Origin of the sequence: Devosia sp. CN2-171 (assembly GCF_049354815.1) — a bacterium.
GTDB lineage: Bacteria > Pseudomonadota > Alphaproteobacteria > Rhizobiales > Devosiaceae > Devosia_A.
In genome coordinates, this window is record NZ_CP186479.1 from 154,503 (window position 1) to 169,946 (window position 15,444).

The 15,444-nt window shown below is 65.3% G+C and carries 16 protein-coding genes; 5 read left to right on the forward strand and 11 right to left on the reverse strand.

Annotated elements, in window-relative coordinates; genetic code table 11:
* Positions 1 to 69 precede the first annotated feature (69 nt).
* The 4 genes from glgC to glgX are packed head-to-tail and all read left to right on the forward strand — an operon-like array spanning position 70 to position 6,586.
* The gene (gene glgC / locus ACOYW5_RS00785) at positions 70 to 1,341 is read left to right on the forward strand and encodes a glucose-1-phosphate adenylyltransferase (RefSeq protein ID WP_423067367.1); all 1,272 of its coding nucleotides are present in this window, start codon (positions 70 to 72) and stop codon (positions 1,339 to 1,341) included.
* Between the two features lie 5 nt (positions 1,342 to 1,346).
* Positions 1,347 to 2,807 carry a glycogen synthase GlgA gene (gene glgA / locus ACOYW5_RS00790; protein WP_423069540.1) on the forward strand — a complete coding sequence of 487 codons (1,461 nt, stop codon included), beginning with the start codon at positions 1,347 to 1,349 and terminating at the stop codon, positions 2,805 to 2,807.
* A complete protein-coding gene (locus ACOYW5_RS00795; protein ID WP_423067368.1) occupies positions 2,788 to 4,419 on the forward strand; it encodes an alpha-D-glucose phosphate-specific phosphoglucomutase in 1,632 nt (543 codons plus the stop codon). Before glgA ends, ACOYW5_RS00795 begins: the two co-directional genes overlap by 20 nt.
* A 13-nt stretch (positions 4,420 to 4,432) precedes the next feature.
* Positions 4,433 to 6,586 carry a glycogen debranching protein GlgX gene (glgX, locus tag ACOYW5_RS00800; RefSeq protein WP_423067369.1) on the forward strand — a complete coding sequence of 718 codons (2,154 nt, stop codon included), beginning with the start codon at positions 4,433 to 4,435 and terminating at the stop codon, positions 6,584 to 6,586.
* 156 nt (positions 6,587 to 6,742) lie between these two features.
* Here glgX and ACOYW5_RS00805 read toward each other — a convergent pair whose 3' ends face one another.
* The gene (locus ACOYW5_RS00805) at positions 6,743 to 7,210 is read right to left on the reverse strand and encodes a GNAT family N-acetyltransferase (protein ID WP_423067370.1); all 468 of its coding nucleotides are present in this window, start codon (positions 7,208 to 7,210) and stop codon (positions 6,743 to 6,745) included.
* A gap of 263 nt (positions 7,211 to 7,473) precedes the next feature.
* Here ACOYW5_RS00805 and ACOYW5_RS00810 point away from each other — a divergent pair, with 263 nt between their 5' ends.
* On the forward strand, positions 7,474 to 7,884 hold the full coding sequence (locus ACOYW5_RS00810) for a hypothetical protein (protein ID WP_423067371.1): 411 nt from the start codon (positions 7,474 to 7,476) through the stop codon (positions 7,882 to 7,884).
* A 175-nt stretch (positions 7,885 to 8,059) separates the two neighbouring features.
* On the opposite strand, the gene ureG is transcribed toward ACOYW5_RS00810, so the two are convergent.
* From ureG to ureC, 10 genes are all read right to left on the reverse strand, one after another.
* A complete protein-coding gene (gene ureG, locus ACOYW5_RS00815; RefSeq protein ID WP_423067372.1) occupies positions 8,060 to 8,692 on the reverse strand; it encodes an urease accessory protein UreG in 633 nt (210 codons plus the stop codon).
* A complete protein-coding gene (locus ACOYW5_RS00820) occupies positions 8,689 to 9,117 on the reverse strand; it encodes a DUF3995 domain-containing protein (protein WP_423067373.1) in 429 nt (142 codons plus the stop codon). Before ACOYW5_RS00820 ends, ureG begins: the two co-directional genes overlap by 4 nt.
* Positions 9,114 to 9,800, reverse strand: a complete 687-nt coding sequence (locus ACOYW5_RS00825; RefSeq protein ID WP_423067374.1) for an urease accessory protein UreF — start codon at positions 9,798 to 9,800, stop codon at positions 9,114 to 9,116. The genes ACOYW5_RS00820 and ACOYW5_RS00825 overlap by 4 nt, the downstream gene beginning before the upstream one ends.
* Complete coding sequence (locus ACOYW5_RS00830; protein WP_423067375.1) at positions 9,797 to 10,270, reverse strand: urease accessory protein UreE; 474 nt, start codon at positions 10,268 to 10,270, stop codon at positions 9,797 to 9,799. The genes ACOYW5_RS00825 and ACOYW5_RS00830 overlap by 4 nt, the downstream gene beginning before the upstream one ends.
* Before the next feature lie 63 nt (positions 10,271 to 10,333).
* Positions 10,334 to 10,657, reverse strand: a complete 324-nt coding sequence (locus ACOYW5_RS00835; RefSeq protein ID WP_423067376.1) for a low molecular weight protein tyrosine phosphatase family protein — start codon at positions 10,655 to 10,657, stop codon at positions 10,334 to 10,336.
* Positions 10,658 to 11,245, reverse strand: a complete 588-nt coding sequence (locus tag ACOYW5_RS00840) for a hypothetical protein (RefSeq protein ID WP_423067377.1) — start codon at positions 11,243 to 11,245, stop codon at positions 10,658 to 10,660.
* Positions 11,246 to 11,249: 4 nt separating this feature from the next.
* Positions 11,250 to 11,591: an MliC family protein gene (locus tag ACOYW5_RS00845; RefSeq protein ID WP_423067378.1), complete on the reverse strand. Its 342-nt coding sequence runs from the start codon at positions 11,589 to 11,591 to the stop codon at positions 11,250 to 11,252.
* Between the two features lie 89 nt (positions 11,592 to 11,680).
* The gene (locus ACOYW5_RS00850; RefSeq protein WP_423067379.1) at positions 11,681 to 12,670 is read right to left on the reverse strand and encodes a hypothetical protein; all 990 of its coding nucleotides are present in this window, start codon (positions 12,668 to 12,670) and stop codon (positions 11,681 to 11,683) included.
* Positions 12,671 to 12,813: 143 nt separating this feature from the next.
* Entirely contained in the window at positions 12,814 to 13,662 is an 849-nt protein-coding gene (locus ACOYW5_RS00855; RefSeq protein ID WP_423067380.1) for an SDR family NAD(P)-dependent oxidoreductase, read from the reverse strand.
* Between the two features lie 63 nt (positions 13,663 to 13,725).
* On the reverse strand, positions 13,726 to 15,435 hold the full coding sequence (ureC, locus tag ACOYW5_RS00860) for an urease subunit alpha (RefSeq protein ID WP_423067381.1): 1,710 nt from the start codon (positions 15,433 to 15,435) through the stop codon (positions 13,726 to 13,728).
* Positions 15,436 to 15,444 lie beyond the last annotated feature (9 nt).

A 15,444-nucleotide genomic window follows, 5' to 3' on the forward strand; every position in this document is an offset into this window, starting at 1 on the left:
GCAAGGGTTGTAGTCGGGTGATCGAGCCAGGAGACACTGCAAACGATCACCCCCTGTGGGGAGGAAAGCATGGCTGACTATCGGACACCATCGCCGCTGGCGCGCGAGGCGATGGCCTATGTATTGGCAGGCGGGCGAGGGACCCGGTTGTTCGAACTGACCGACCGGCGCGCGAAGCCGGCGGTCTATTTCGGCGGTAAATCCCGCATTATCGATTTCGCGCTCAGCAACGCGCTGAACTCGGGTATCCGCCGTATCTCGGTGGCGACGCAGTATCAGGCGCACTCGCTCATCCGGCACCTGCAGCGCGGCTGGAACTTCCTCCGCACCGAGCGAAACGAGAGTTTCGATGTCCTGCCGGCATCACAGCGCGTGTCCGAGACGCAGTGGTACGAAGGCACTGCCGATGCCGTGTACCAGAACATGGACATCATCGAGGATTACGGCCCGCGTTACATCGTGCTGCTGGCGGGCGACCACATCTACAAGATGGACTACGAGATCATGCTGCGGCAGCACGTCGATACGGGCGCCGACGTGACCATCGGCTGCCTCGAAGTGCCGCGCATGGAAGCCACCGGTTTCGGCGTGATGCATGTCGATGGCCGTGACCGGATCGTCGATTTCGTCGAGAAGCCCAAGGATCCGCCGGGCATTCCGGACAATCCGGACATGGCGCTTGCCTCGATGGGTATCTACGTGTTCGAGACGCGCTTCCTGATGGAGCAGCTGCGCCGCGACGCGGCGACCGAAGGGTCGAGCCGCGATTTCGGCAAGGACATCATCCCCTACATCGTCAAGAATGGCTCGGCCTGGGCCCACCGCTTCCCGCGCTCATGCGTGCGTTCGCCGAACGAGGAAGTGGCGTACTGGCGCGATGTCGGTACGGTCGATGCCTACTGGAAGGCGAATATCGACCTCACCGACGTGACGCCGCAGCTCGATCTCTACGATCGCGACTGGCCGATCTGGACTTTCGCCGAGATCACCCCGCCGGCCAAGTTCGTGCACGATTTCGACGGGCGCCGCGGGTCCGCGGTGAACTCCCTTGTCTCGGGCGATTGCATCATCTCGGGCGGCCAGCTGACGCGGACGCTGCTCTCGACCGGCAGCCGGGTGCATTCATACTCCGAACTGCACGAGGCGGTGGTGCTGCCTTACTGCACGATCGGGCGCGGGGCGCGGCTTCGGAAGGTGGTGATCGACCGTGGTGTCGATATCCCCGAGGGGCTGGTCGTCGGCGAGGATGCCGAGTTCGATGCGCAGTGGTTCAGGCGCACGGCCGAGGGCGTGACGCTCGTGACCCAGCCGATGATCGACAAGTACCTGGCGAGCCGCTAGCCGTGATCGAAGTCCTTTCGGTAGCCTCGGAAGCCTATCCGCTGATCAAGACGGGCGGACTGGCCGATGTCGTTGGCGCGTTGCCGGCGGCATTGGCGCCGCATGGCGTGAGCATGCGGGTACTGCTGCCGGGCTACCCGAAAGTGCTGGCAGCGCTGGAGGGCGGACGCGAGGTCTACTGGTTCGAGGATTTCTTCGGCGGCGAGGCGCGGCTGGTCGCGGGCCGGGCCGGGGGGCTCGACGTCATCGCGATCAACGCGCCCCACCTCTACGACCGGCCGGGGAACCCCTATGTCGGGGCGGACGGGAAGGACTGGCCGGACAACGCGCAGCGCTTCGCGGCGCTCAGCTTTGCTGCCTACGAGATTTCACTGGGGATCATCGACGGCTACCTGCCGGACATCCTCCACTGCCACGACTGGCAGGCGGGGCTGGTGCCGGCCTATGTACGGTTCAATCCGGGCAGCACGGCCAAGACCATCGTCACGGTCCACAACATCGCATTCCAGGGCGTGTTCGGCTGGGATGTGTTCAACGCGCTGAAGCTCGACTACGAGGCATCGCGCACCGGCTCGATCGAGTATTTCGGCAATATCGGCTTCCTCAAGGCCGGACTGTACCTGGCCGACGAGGTGACGACCGTCAGCCCGACCTACGCGCACGAAATCCGCACGGCGGCCTACGGGATGGGGCTTGAGGGCCTGCTGCAGGGGCGGTCCGATACGGTCAGCGGCATCCTCAACGGCATCGACGCCAACGAGTGGAATCCGGCGACCGATCCGGTGCTGCCGCAGCAGTTCGGTGCCAGCACGATCTTCAACCGCGCGACCAACAAGGCGGAACTCGAGCAGCGCTTCGGGCTCGAGCCGGGGCCGGGGCCGATCTTTTCGGTGGTGAGCCGGCTGACCTGGCAGAAGGGTCTCGACATGCTGCCGGGGCTGATCGACGGGCTCGTCGAGCATGGCGGACGGTTGATCGTGCTTGGTTCGGGCGACGCAGCCATTGAGAACGGCTTCGCCGGCGCGGCGCTTCGGCATCCCGGCAAGATCGGCGTGCATATCGGTTATGACGAGGGCCTGAGCCACCTGATCCAGGGTGGAGCGGATGCGATCTTGATCCCGTCGCGGTTCGAGCCGTGCGGGCTGACACAGCTATACGGCCTGCGCTATGGCTGCGTGCCGGTGGTGAGCCGAGTCGGCGGGCTCGCCGATACGGTGATCGATGCCAACGAGGCGGCGATCGAGGCGGGCGTTGCCACGGGCGTGGTGTTTTCGCCGGCCACCGAGGAGGCGCTGGGTGAAGCGATCCGCCGGACGATCGTGCTCTATGCGCGGCCCAAGGTTTGGCACAAAATGCAGCGGCGCGGGATGAAGTCCGACGTTTCGTGGGAACTCAGCGCCGAAAAATATGCCGATCTCTACGGCAAAGTTCTGGGGCACATACGCGATGACGATTCTGACGATTGAGACGACGCCGTTCGCGGATCAGAAACCGGGGACGTCCGGGCTGCGCAAGCGCACCCAGGCGTTCATGGTGCCGAACTATGTCGAGAACTTCGTGCAGTCGATCTTCGACAGCCTCGAGGGGATCAAGGGCAAAACGCTGGTGATCGGCGGCGACGGCCGCTACTTCAACGATGTCGCGATCCAGAAGATCATCAAGATCGCCGCGGGCAATGGTTTTGGCTCGGTGCTGGTCGGGCAGGGCGGGCTCCTGTCGACGCCGGCCGCCAGCCACGTGATCCGCCACCACAAGGCGTTCGGCGGGCTGGTGCTTTCGGCCAGCCACAATCCGGGCGGGCCGGATGGCGATTTCGGCATCAAGTACAACGTCTCGAATGGCGGGCCGGCGCCGGAGAAGATCACCGAGGCGGTGTTCGCGCGATCCAAGGTGATCGACCGCTACCTCACTGTGGATGCCCCGGACGTGGACCTCTCGAAGATCGGGACCCAGCATTCGGCGGGGATGCTGGTCGAGGTGATCGATCCGGTGGCCGACTATGCCGACCTGATGGAGACGCTGTTCGACTTCGACAAGATCCGCGCCATGTTCGCGGGTGGTTTCACGATGCAGTTCGACGCCATGCACGCGATCACCGGGCCCTACGCCCACCGCATCCTCGAGGGGATGCTGGGTGCGCCGGCCGGCACCGTCGTCAACGGCACGCCCTCGCCGGATTTCGGTGGTGGGCACCCGGACCCCAACCTCGTCTACGCCAAGCCGCTCTACGACCTGATGATGAGCGACAACGCACCGGACTTCGGCGCGGCGTCGGATGGCGATGGCGACCGCAACCTGATCATCGGGCGCGGGCGGTTCGTGACTCCGTCGGATTCGCTGGCGATCCTCGCGGCCAACGCGCCGCACGCCCCGGGCTATGCGGCCGGTATCGCCGGGATCGCGCGCTCGATGCCGACGAGCGCCGCGGCGGACCGGGTGGCCGAGAAGCTCGGCATCGAAATGCACGAGACGCCGACGGGCTGGAAGTTCTTCGGCAACCTCCTCGACGCCGGGCGCGTCACCATCTGCGGCGAGGAATCGGCCGGTACCGGCTCGAACCATGTGCGCGAGAAGGACGGGCTCTGGGCTGTGCTCCTGTGGCTCAACGTAATCGCCTCGCGGAACCAGAGCGTCGACATGATCGTCAACGATCACTGGGCGACCTACGGGCGCAACTACTATACTCGGCATGACTATGAAGAGGTCGATGCCGGCGCCGCCAACGGGCTGATGGACGACCTGCGCGCCAAGCTTGCGTCGCTCCCCGGACAGTCACTGGGAGGACGCCCGGTCGCCTATGCCGACGACTTCACCTATCACGACCCGGTGGACGGCTCGACCAGCGCCAAGCAGGGTGTGCGGATCGGCTTTACCGATGGTAGTCGGATCGTGTTCCGGCTGAGTGGAACCGGCACGGTCGGTGCCACGTTGCGGATTTACCTCGAAAGGTACGAGCCGCCGCATGGACAGCACGATCTCGACACCCAATCCGCCCTCGCTCCCCTCATTTCCATTGCCGACAGCATTGCAGGTATCAAGGCCCGGACGGGCCGAGACGCCCCGAGCGTTATCACTTGAAGGCCTGGTCGTAGTGAAACCTGAACTGATCCCGGGCGCCGGAAGCCCGGACAAGCTTGGCGCGACCATCACAGCCGAGGGTGTCAACTTCGCCGTGTATTCCGAGACGGCGACGGCCATCTGGGTGTCGATCTACGACGAGCTCGACAAGGAGGTTGCGCGCGTCAAGCTGGATGGCTACGACGACCATATCTATCACGGGCTGGTTGGAAACGTCGGGGCAGGGACCCGCTACGGCCTCAGGGCCGATGGCCGCTACGACCCGGACCAGGGCTATTTCTTCGATCCGGCCAAGCTTCTCGTCGATCCCTATGCGCGCCGGCTGGATCGGCCGTTCGTGCGCTCGCCGCGGCTGCGCCTCAATCGCGACGAGGCGGTGGACACGGCGCCGCTGATCCCCAAGGCGATCGTGCTCGCGGCCGACAACAAGAACGCCACGCCGCGCCGCAGGACGCCGGGACTGTTCTACGAGCTCAACGTTCGCGGCTACACCATGCGGCATCCCTCGGTGCAGGGGCCGTTGCGCGGCACCCTGGCCGGCCTCACCACCAAGCGCGTGGTCGATCACCTGCGCTATCTGGGCGTCGATACGGTCGAACTTATGCCCATCGCGGCCTTCATCGACGATGGCCACCTGCCGTCCCTCGGGCTCACCAATGCCTGGGGCTACAACCCGGTGACCTATTTCGCGCCGGATCCCCGGCTGGCGCCGCGCGGGCCGCAGGAACTGCGCAACATGACCGATGTCTACCGCAAGGCAGGCCTCTCGGTGATCCTCGACGTGGTCTACAACCACACCGGCGAGGGTGATGCCAACGGGCCGATGCTGAGCCTGATGGGGCTCGACGCCATGACCTACTACCGGTTCGTGGACGCCGGCGGGAAGAAGGTGCTGGTGAACGATGCCGGCACCGGCAACACCCTGCGCTGCGACCATCCGGCGACGCAGCGGCTGGTGATCGAGAGCCTGCGCTACTGGGTCGAGGAAATGGGCGTCTCCGGTTTCCGCTTCGACCTCGCCCCCATCCTCGGCCGTGAGCCGGGGTTCAACCCCAATGCGCAGATGCTGCAGCTGATCAAATCCGATCCGGTGCTCGGCAAGTGCATCCTCGTGGCCGAACCATGGGATCCGGGTCCGGGCGGCTACCAGCTCGGCCAGTTCGGCAAGGAATTCCGCGAGTGGAACGATACCTATCGCGATGATGTCCGCTCGTTCTGGCGTGGCGACCAGGCGAAGATCGGGGCACTGGCAGGCAAAGTCGCCGGTTCGGCCGAGATCTTCGATTTTGCCGGGCGCAAGCCGAGCGCAGGCGTCAACATGCTCGCCGTGCACGACGGCTTCACGCTGATGGACCTCGTCTCCTACCTCGACAAGCACAACGAGGCGAACGGCGAGGGCAACCGCGACGGGCACAACAACAACTATTCGTGGAACTGCGGCGCCGAGGGTCCAACGGACGATCCCGGTATCAACGCGGCGCGCAAGCGTGATGTGCGGGCGCTGCTGGCGACGCTGTTCCTCAGCCGCGGGATACCGCTGATCCAGCAGGGCGACGAGTTCGGGCGCAGCCAGCAAGGCAACAACAATGCCTATGCGCAGGACAACGAGATCACCTGGGTCGACTGGGAAAAAGCCGACGGCGCGCTGGTCGACTATGTTTCGGCGCTGAGCGAGTTCCGCAAACTCCATCCGGCGCTGACGCATGACCATTTCCTCAGCGGCCAGCCGCGGCACGGCGTCCGCGACGTCGTCTGGCTGCACCCGGATGGCCGCGAAATGAGCGAGGGCGACTGGAACGATGCCAGCGCCTCGGTGCTCGGCATGTGGCTCCATGCAGCGGAGGAGGAATTGATCGTCTGGTTCAACCGCCGCATCGATCCGGTGCTAGCGAGGCTGCCGGAGGGCTACTGGACTGTCGGGCTGCTCTCGGACGACAAGGCCGTGCTTCCGGTCGCCGACCGCGCCGCAACGCTGCCGCCGCGCTCGGTGGTCGTGCTGCTCAAGGGGCAGATCCCGCAGGAAGTGCCGGCGATACCGCCAGTGCCGGCCGAAGTCCCCCCGCAGCCGGAGACGCCACAGCCGGCGCCGGAGCCGGAAACGGTGCCAGGCGAGATGCCGGAGGAAGTGCCGGTCGAGAAGCCGGATGAGGAAACGCCGAGAGAGTAGGGCGTGCCCTACCGAAGCAGACGGCCCTCTCCCATCCTCCCCCATAAAGGGGAGGTGCTCTGCCGGTTCACTTGGCAGGATCGAAGCCACAGCCTCGACTCTTCACCTCCCCCTTTGTGGGGGAGATCGGGAGGGGGCCGTCTCTCTCAGTCGGCACTACTCCTGCACGAATCCGAAACTCCGGTACAGCCGCTGGGCCGTGCCGTTGTAGATGTTGACCTTCAGCGCCACTTCCTCGGCGCCGCGCTTGCGTAAAGCCTCGATTGCCGTGGAGAGCAGGGCCGAGCCGACGCCGCGGTTGCGCCAGCGGGGGTCGACGACGAGGTCCTTGATGAAGCTCGAGGTCCAGCACAGGCAGAAGCCGATCACGTCGTCGCCGTGCTTGGCGACGAAGGTGAGGTTGCGGTCGAACTCGCTGTCGGTGAGAAGGCTCTCCCACCAGTCGAGCAGTTCGACCTGCACGGTGCCGACGCCATTGGCGTAGCATTGCTGGATGAGGGTGTGGACGCGGCCGGAGTCGCTTGCCTCGAGCGGCGCGAGCACAACGCTGTCCGGCAGGTTGACGGGCGGCGGCGGGTCGGCCAGGGGGCGCCGCAGCAGCAGGTATCCATCCGTGTGACCCATGGTGCGCCCTCTCCCTAGCGGCTTACCAAAGTTACCCTTCGTCCATGATTGGACCCGTTCGAAAAAGCCCGGAATCCGGCGGGTTTCCGGCTGAAACATTCCCCGTTTCTTCCGAACATCCGCCGCGGTCAGGGAGCGTGATCCGCCCCGTCGACGCGATGTCACGCCGATGACCGCTCGCTGCCCCGTGGCCGGATTTCCCGGTTACGCGACACTGCAAGATTAGCCCTGCGGCCCAACCCGATCCGTATGGAGATCACCAAATGCATGCCTCCCTCAAAGCCTACGCCGCCCTCGTCCTCGTTGCCCTAATGGGGGCCCCGGCCTTCGCGGCCACCAATGACACGGCGATCGTCACCAACGCGATGAAGGCCGACGCGCTGCCCATCGCCAGCGTTACCGCCATGGTCGGCAAGTGGTCGAGCGCCGACCTCAGCTTCCTCGACAAGGCGACGGCGATCAAGGTGTTCGACACCAAGGCGCTCTACGACGCGGCCGACCAGCGGAAGATCGCCAGCGCCGAGACGGCAAACAATGCGGACCTGACGAAGTTCCGCGCCGCGATCGCAGCGGACGCGGGGCTTTCGGCGTGGTTCAAATCGCACAACCTGGATGTGAACCGGGTGATCGCGGTGGCCGATCCGAGCGGCAGCCCGCAGGTGTTCTTGTACTGATGTGAGGTGGGGGGCTGTCTGTGGTGACTGAAGCAGACGGCCCCCTCCCATCCTCCCCCATAAAGGGGGAGGTGCCCTGCTGGTGCGTTTGGCACAATCGAAGAGAGAGTCTCGACTCTTCACCTCCCCCTTTATGGGGGAGGCCGGGAGGGGGCCGTCCCTGACGGTTCCTGCGCTACTCCGCCGCCTGCGCCGTCGTCAGCCCGCCCATCCGCTCGATGAACTCGATGATCTCGTCGAGATTCTCTCGCCGCAGCAGGTCGGTGAAGACATACGGCCGGCCTTCGCGGACCTTCTGTGTATCAGCGTCCATCACCTCGAGGCTCGCGTGCACATGAGGCGCGATGTCGGTGTGGGTGATGATCAAGAGGTCCGAGCGGGTGATGGCCGGGCCGCCCTTGCGCGGGATTTTTTCGCCCTGCGCGACCGAGATGACGTAGAGCGTGATGTCGGCGAGGTCAGGCGAGAAGGTCGCGGCGAGATTGTCGCCGCCGGACTCGATCAGGATGATGTCGAGATCGGGGAACTTGCGGTTGAGGTCGGCGATGGCCGCGAGGTTCAGCGAGGCGTCCTCGCGGATCGCGGTGTGGGGGCAGCCGCCGGTCTCGACGCCGACGATGCGATCCTCGGAAATGGCCTGCACCCGGTTGAGGATGAGCGCGTCTTCTTTGGTGTAGATGTCGTTGGTGACCACCGCCATCGAGTAGCGGTCGCGCATCGCCTTGAGCAGCATTTCGCAGAGGGTGGTCTTGCCCGAACCGACGGGGCCGCCGATGCCGACGCGGAGGGGACCGTTGTGCGATTTCATATGAACCTCATGATGACGAGGAGGAGGAAGCCGACGCCGAGCGCGATGCAGAGCGGGGAGTAGTTCTTGCGGTCCAGCGTCGCGAAGGGCTCCTCGGAGAAGCGGGCGCGCCAGCCGGCAGTGTAGCCGATGGCACCGCGGCCGAGGAACACCGCGGCGAGCACGATTCCGACGAGGCTCAGCAGCAGGCCGCCGCCGGTGTGGTCGGCGAGCGCAAGGGCGGCGACACCGGCGGCGAGCACGGCGATGGAGATGACCAGCGAGGCGAAGCGCGGCACGCGCGTGACGCCGGGGACACCTATCACCGTCTTGGCCAGGAGGACCGGATCGCGGATCGGCCACGGGCTGCCGACGGCCCACATCAGATGCGCGATCGAGACGGTCAGCAGCACGACGAAGATCAGGGCGGCGACGAACATGCTCATGAGCGGAATATCCTCGGTTCCAGCGTCTCGTGGCGCATCTGCGCGATGTCGGCGGCGTAGGCGATTGTGCCGATATCGGCAAGGGTCGCGGTAGCCGCGGTTCTCGCGAGGGCCGCGACGCGGGGTTCGAGGGCAGACATGACGCGCAGGCCATCGGACTGGCCGAGCGGGACGAGGCGGACGGCGACCGAGACCTGACCGTGCACGGTGGCGGTGAGCCAGGCGAGGAGCGTGTCCTCGAGGTCAATAGCGTGCGCCGCGGCGATGGCGCCGACGGCGACAGGGTAGGGGCAGGGCTGGGGCAGGCGGGCCAGGACGTCGGAGGGCCAGTGCTTTGCCGCGAGCACGTAGTTGTCGCCGATGGTGGTAGTTTCCATCCAACGCTCGCGGCTGGAGGTGAGGGCGAGGGAGAGGTCGGCGAGGTCCGAGAGGGCGGTGCGGGTTGCCTCCCCAAGCGCGATATCGCCTCGAATCACCCGCCAAGCCTCCGCCAGCACTATCGCATCGGTGTGCACCCCCCCATGCGCCAGCGCCCCCTCGATCCAGCTTTGCAAGCGTTCGGCGCTGGTTACGCGACGATCTGCAATCGCCGTCTCAAGTCCGGCCGACCAGGCGAAGGCGCCGACCGGGAAGGCGGGCGAGAGCCAGGTGACCAGCTTTTGCAGCGCGGCCGGTGTCGTCATCGGTTGAGGAGGGCGTGCGCCGGCTCGCCGTGGCTATGGGCATAGGCGCCGTCCTCGGGCTGGAAGGGCTCCGAGATGGCCGTCACCCTGGCGCCGAGGCCGAGCAGCATGTCGCGGATGACATGGTCGCGCAGGATCAGCACGCGATCCGCCTCGATCTGGGTCTTCAGATGCCGGTTGCCGAGGTGCCAGCAGAGTCGCATGAGGTGGATCTGGTCGGTGCCGCGCACCTCGTAGAGCTGCTCCTCGGCGGCAATGATCTCCACGAAGCGGCCGTCCTCGAGCTCCAGGGCGCTCTGGTTCTCCAGCGTCACCGGTTCCGGGAAGTCGACGAGCACGCTGTCGCCGTGCACCAGCGTGATGCTGCGGCGGCGGACGCGGCGCTCGTCATGCAGGAGGACGGCGAGATCATAGGCAATCCCGGCCTTGCCGGGCGACACATAGCCTACCGCGCGAAACGTCTGCGGCATTACACACTACCAAGTCTTCGAGGCTTCCCAACCTTCGATGGTCAGCTTAGCGGCGAAGCCGAGTCACCGCAAATGCGGCGTCACGCGCGACCGCAAAAGCTCGACGAGCTCGGGCTGCATGTAGGTGTAGTCGTCCGGGATATCGAGGCAAACGATCCGGGCACCGCGCAGGTACCGGCCGAACGCTCGGTTGAGTTTGGCGCGGTGGGCCGGTTCCATGACGAAGGTGAGGTCGACGCCTTCGAGGTGGTCGGAAGTGAGCGGCTCCTCGGCGTCCGGAGCGAGGCCAGCCGAGGCGGTTTCTATGCCGGGGTGGTCGGCGAACATACGCTCTGCCGTCGGCGAGCGCCGGCGGTTGCGGCTGCAGACAAACAGGACGCGCTGCATTCACATGCGGACGTTGAAATAGAACGCGACCGACCAGACCTGGTAGAGCAGGTGGAAGATCACGAAGCCCAGGTGGAAGCGGCGGTTCGGCGTCCAGATGGCGATGCCGGAGAGCACGAGGCCGAAGGGGATCTGCACGAGGTAGGTCACGTCCATCGCGTCGAAATAGGGCGCGCCCTTGATCATCGTATCGGCCAGATCGAGCAGGAACGTCAGACCGAAGATCGAGAAGAACCAATGCCGGCGCTTGATGAAGAAATCCTCGTAGCCGTCGTAATCGTCGAGCTTGTCGGGGAACAGCAGGGCGGCGAGCGCGAAGAGCGTGATGGCGTAAAAGATCAGGAAGGCGAAGGTGCCGAAGTTCCAGCTCGGCAGATCGACGAGATCGTATTCCCACCACCAGAACAGGATCAGTTCGAGGGCGATCGAGACGACCCAGAGCAGGTGGGTTAGCGAAAGACGATCGCGCTGTGGGTGCTGGATCAGCCCCGCCGCACCCATCAGCAGGCGCGTCAGCCCGAGGCCGATGACCGTGCCCATGACGATGCGGACATGGACGAACACATCGTGCGCCGCGCCGGGTTCCATGGGCTCAGGGCGTCTCCGTCGCCTCGGTGCAGCTGATCGGCGTCTGCGGATCGGCCTGCAAGTCGGTCAGCGTGGCCTCACTGCCCTTGGTCCAGAACTCGTACTGGCCGGCGGCATAGCGGGCGCCCGAGCCGGAGATGATGTTGACGAACACCAGTTGCTTGCCACCGATCGGGATGATGGCGAGGAAGTTGGGCTCGGCGTTGATGAAATCGACGGCCAAGGGCTCGAGCCCCTCGCACTGGTAGGTGTGCGTCGTGCGCTGGAAATCGCCGGTGAGGCTCAGGACGACCTGTGCCGAGACATCGACGTTCTGCATCATTGCGGCAGTGGCAAGCGCTTCCATCGTCTGGTCCTCCACGGAACTACGCTGAACCTAGCTGATTCGCTGCGGCAGACTTCAGGCAGCTTCAGCCGGCTCGATGTGGCCGGCGCTCAGCCGAAATAGTTGTGGCGTGCGAAGGCAAGCTCGGGGAATTCCTCGACGACGCCGCGGTTCGTTGCGGCGATGGCGTCGAGCAGGCGGCGGAACATCGGCGTCACGGGGCGCTTGCCGGTGCGCCGGCCCATCTGGGCCCGGGCCTCGCCGAGCGTCCTGAGATGGTCGTCGTTCAAGGCCGTCGCTTCGCGATACTGGAAGCTCCAGACCGACTGGTGATGGTCGCGCGCATCGGGCGGCAGCCGTTCCAGCCAGAGATACTCCTGCAGCGAAGGCTGGGTCACCTGCAGTTCGATCCAGCTCGTAGGGTTGAGCGGCAGTCGCGGCGCGGCATAGTCGGCGACGCTGTCGGTCTCGGACTGGTTCGACTGCTGGCTGGTCGGCACTTCGGGCAGTTTCGCGATGCCGAATGCATCGCGCATGAAGTCGCCTAGCTTCTGATCCTTGAACAGCGTCTCGAACAGAACCGGCCTCAGCTTGCCGTCGCGATGGGCGCGGGAGCGGAGGATGGAGCCGTAGTCGAGGCTGCGGAACACCCAGTGATGGGGGCGCATGAGCACGAGCGAGCAGAACTGGTCGAAGGTCATGCGCGCGCCCATGCGGACGAGCTGGTTGAAGTACGAGCGGATGAATGCGTCGGGCTGGCGCAGCACGACATGCGCAACGAAATCGCCGCCAGTGAGGAGGTCGATATTGTCTACGATCTGCAGTAGCGAATTGGCCGCGATGCCGTGCGCGAAGCCAACGCCCGAGAGAATCTCGTCGGAGATGGTCGGTTGGCCCGCCGTGAGCAGACGGCGCATGTCGGCGAGCGTCGCGGCGGGCAGCTGGCGTAGGTCGCCGAACGTCAGATGTTCGCGGACGTGATACTCGGCCTCGGGATCGCTGTAGGGCTTGCCGAGGAAATTCAGCGACGGGTCAGCCTGCAGCAGGTCCTGGATCGTGGTCGACCCGCTCTTGGGATAGCCGAGGTGAAAGATCTGCAATTGTGTGACCCCAGCACCTCGGGAGACTGGCCGCTCCGCCGCCAGAGGCCGGCTGCAGATATGGTTACGCGATCGGCCCCTTAGGAGTCGATTGCTTCGATTGCGGCAACGTTACCGATCGGTCCCCTTCCACTGACGGTAGTCTAGACCGTCTCGATGGTGTTGGGGCGGGGCTGGTAGCCGTCGATATCGGCGTAGCCATATTCGAGGGCAAGATCGGCGCTGGTGAAGATGCGCCCGGATTTGGCCATGAGCGCGGGGTCGGCCGCGAGGTTGGCGACAGCGCGGCCCTGGAACTGGGGGCTCTCGGAGTTCGACATGTCGAAATACTGGGCGTTCTTCAGCACTTCCTCGGTGCGGACGAGGCCGGGATAGAGCGACACCGCCGCTACGCCGAACTCGCGCATCTGGTGGGCTACGTCGGCCGTGATCTTGTCCATGGCCGCCTTCGACACGCCGTAGACGACGTTCTGCATGAACTTCTGCGCTGCCCAGAACGAGATGTTGACGACGAGCCCGGAGCGCTGCTGTGCCATCTGTTCACTGGCGATGCGGATGGCGCACCAGGAGGAGCGGACGCCGACGTCGATCATCGCGTCCCAGCGCCACATCGGCTGCTTCCAGATCGGATCTTCCCAGGTGTAGCGCTCACCCTCGACCATCCGTTCGTAGCCGGGCCAGGCCGAGTTCACGAGGATATCGAGCCGGCCTTCATCCGCGATTACCTGGCGGACCGCCCTCTCGGTTTCAGCGTCACGGGCGTGGTCGACCCGGTGCGCCACGCAGCGGCCAGGGTAGTTTGCGGCTTCGTCCAGAACCGATGCGAGCGACCCGGCTCGGTCCAGCCCTTCGGGATGCTCGCCGTCACGGCTGGTGCGGCCGGTGATGTGCACTATCGCGCCGGATTCCAGCAGGCCGAGGGCTACGCCGCGCCCGACACCGCGGCTGGCTCCGGTGACGAGGCAGACCTTGCCAGTGAGATCGACCGCCATGCTGTTCTCCCCGACTCAACGACGTGAACATAGCATGAACATATAGGCGGGGATAAGTGCCGGCTAGAACAGGAAATACCGCTGTGCCATCGGCAGCACCGTGGCCGGTTCGCAGGTGAGCAGCTCGCCGTCCGCTCGGACTTCGTAGGTCTCGGGATCAACCTCGAGGTGCGGCATGGCCGAGTTGTGGATCATCGAGGCCTTGGTGATGCCGCCGCGGGTGTTTTCGACCGGCAGCATGCCCTTGTCGACGCCGAGCTTCTGCTGCAGGCCGTCGTCATAGGCGGCCTGGCTGATGAAGGTGACGGTGGAACTGGTCTTGAGCTTGCCGTAGCCCGCGAACATCGGGCGGTAGTGCATCGGCTGCGGGGTGGGGATCGAGGCGTTAGGGTCGCCCATCGGGGCCGCCGCGATCGAGCCGCCGAGGAGGATCATCTCGGGCTTCACGCCGAAGAAGGCGGGGCTCCACAGCACGAGGTCTGCGCGCTTGCCGACTTCGATCGAGCCGATATGCCGGCTCATGCCCTGCGCGATGGCGGGGTTGATCGTGTATTTGGCGATGTAGCGCTTCACGCGGAAATTGTCGTTGTCGCCGGTCTCCTCGGCCAGCTTGCCGCGCTGCTTCTTCATCTTGTCGGCCGTCTGCCAGGTGCGGATGATCACCTCGCCGACGCGGCCCATGGCCTGGCTGTCGGAGGAGAACATAGAGAAGCAGCCGATATCGTGGAGGATGTCCTCGGCGGCGATCGTCTCCTTGCGGATGCGGCTCTCGGCAAACGCCACGTCCTCGGCGATAGACGGCGACAGGTGATGGCAGACCATCAGCATATCCAAGTGCTCGGCCAGCGTGTTCACCGTGTAGGGGCGGGTCGGGTTGGTCGAGGACGGCAGGACGTTGGGGAGCGAGGCGATCTTGATGATGTCCGGCGCGTGGCCGCCGCCGGCGCCCTCGGTGTGGAAGGCGTGGATGGTGCGGCCCTTGAAAGCGCGGACGGTGTCTTCGACGAAGCCGGATTCGTTCAGCGTGTCGGTGTGGATCATCACCTGCACGTCGTAGGCGTCGGCGACGGCGAGGCAGTTGTCAATGGCAGCGGGGGTGGTGCCCCAGTCTTCGTGCAGCTTCAGCGACGAGACGCCGGCGAGGATCATTTCCTCGAGCGGGGCGGGGAGCGAGGCGTTGCCCTTGCCGGCGATGCCAAGGTTCATCGGGAAGGCATCAAAGCTCTCGATCATGCGCTGGGCATGCCAGGCGCCGGTGCAGGTGGTGGCGAGCGTGCCATGCGCGGGGCCGGTGCCGCCGCCGACCATGGTGGTGATGCCGCTCATCAGCGCTTCTTCGATCTGCTGCGGCGCGATGAAATGGATGTGCGAATCCATGCCGCCGGCGGTGAGGATCTTGCCCTCGCCGGCGATGATTTCGGTCGATGGCCCGATGATGACGTCGACGCCCGGCTGGGTGTCCGGATTGCCGGCCTTGCCGATCTTCGAAATGCGGCCGTCGTGCAGGCCGACATCGGCCTTGTAAATGCCAGTGTGGTCGACGATCAGGGCGTTGGTAATCACGGTGTCCATGGCGCCCTGGGCGCGCGTGGCCTGGCTCTGGCCCATCCCGTCGCGGATCACCTTGCCGCCGCCGAATTTCACTTCCTCGCCGTAGGTGGTGAGGTCCTTCTCCACCTCGATGAACAGCTCGGTATCGGCCAGCCGGACCTTGTCGCCAGTGGTGGGGCCGTACATCTGGGCATAGGTCGAGCGGGAGATGCGAGCGGGCATGGATAGGAC

What these genes read in the sequence shown, in the direction of transcription:
- ureG (WP_423067372.1), bottom strand. Translation starts at nt 8,692, where the DNA reads ATGAAATCGCACAACGGTCCCCTCCGCGTCGGCATCGGCGGCCCCGTC.
- ACOYW5_RS00820 (WP_423067373.1), bottom strand. Translation starts at nt 9,117, where the DNA reads ATGAGCATGTTCGTCGCCGCCCTGATCTTCGTCGTGCTGCTGACCGTC.
- ACOYW5_RS00795 (WP_423067368.1), top strand. Translation starts at nt 2,788, where the DNA reads ATGACGATTCTGACGATTGAGACGACGCCGTTCGCGGATCAGAAACCG.
- glgC (WP_423067367.1), top strand. Translation starts at nt 70, where the DNA reads ATGGCTGACTATCGGACACCATCGCCGCTGGCGCGCGAGGCGATGGCC.
- ACOYW5_RS00835 (WP_423067376.1), bottom strand. Translation starts at nt 10,657, where the DNA reads ATGCAGCGCGTCCTGTTTGTCTGCAGCCGCAACCGCCGGCGCTCGCCG.
- ACOYW5_RS00830 (WP_423067375.1), bottom strand. Translation starts at nt 10,270, where the DNA reads ATGCCGCAGACGTTTCGCGCGGTAGGCTATGTGTCGCCCGGCAAGGCC.
- ACOYW5_RS00840 (WP_423067377.1), bottom strand. Translation starts at nt 11,245, where the DNA reads ATGGAACCCGGCGCGGCGCACGATGTGTTCGTCCATGTCCGCATCGTC.
- ACOYW5_RS00825 (WP_423067374.1), bottom strand. Translation starts at nt 9,800, where the DNA reads ATGACGACACCGGCCGCGCTGCAAAAGCTGGTCACCTGGCTCTCGCCC.
- ACOYW5_RS00845 (WP_423067378.1), bottom strand. Translation starts at nt 11,591, where the DNA reads ATGGAAGCGCTTGCCACTGCCGCAATGATGCAGAACGTCGATGTCTCG.
- ACOYW5_RS00805 (WP_423067370.1), bottom strand. Translation starts at nt 7,210, where the DNA reads ATGGGTCACACGGATGGATACCTGCTGCTGCGGCGCCCCCTGGCCGAC.
- ACOYW5_RS00855 (WP_423067380.1), bottom strand. Translation starts at nt 13,662, where the DNA reads ATGGCGGTCGATCTCACTGGCAAGGTCTGCCTCGTCACCGGAGCCAGC.
- ureC (WP_423067381.1), bottom strand. Translation starts at nt 15,435, where the DNA reads ATGCCCGCTCGCATCTCCCGCTCGACCTATGCCCAGATGTACGGCCCC.
- ACOYW5_RS00810 (WP_423067371.1), top strand. Translation starts at nt 7,474, where the DNA reads ATGCATGCCTCCCTCAAAGCCTACGCCGCCCTCGTCCTCGTTGCCCTA.